We start from the raw sequence: 374 nt of genomic DNA, 5'->3' as shown, positions 1-374 counted from the left end.
GACAGGGGTCTCCCGATCTCTGTAGCGGGGGCAGGATTTGAACCTACGACCTCTGGGTTATGAGCCCAGCGAGCTACCGAACTGCTCCACCCCGCGTCGTTGTGTACATGCAACTTTACACGCCCGCCTTTGATCGTTTTCACCGGGGCCCCTGCGCGCCCCGTCGCAGATCAACCACCCCACGAGCCCCAGAGCCCCGAACGCACACGGACACCGATCGCCCCAGGCAACCACGACGCAGGCGGATCCCGACGCAGGCAGCAACCAACGCCCCCTGGGCGACCGCGAACGAGTAGGCCGATGCGAAGCGAGGCCGAAGGGGGTCCGGGGGCGAAGCCCGCCGGCCTGGGGCGTGGGGGGCTGGGCCCCCACAG

General features: G+C 68.4%; 1 tRNA gene. It reads right to left on the bottom strand.

The window, feature by feature from the left end:
* Positions 1 to 22: 22 nt before the first annotated feature.
* Positions 23 to 96: transfer RNA gene (locus IF64_RS0124980), tRNA-Met, on the bottom strand.
* Positions 97 to 374 lie beyond the last annotated feature (278 nt).

Source organism: Prauserella rugosa (assembly GCF_000719975.1).
Classification (GTDB): Bacteria; Actinomycetota; Actinomycetes; order Mycobacteriales; family Pseudonocardiaceae; genus Prauserella; species Prauserella rugosa.
Note: the sequence above shows the minus strand (reverse complement) of the source record. Positions and strands in the feature narration are given on the sequence as shown.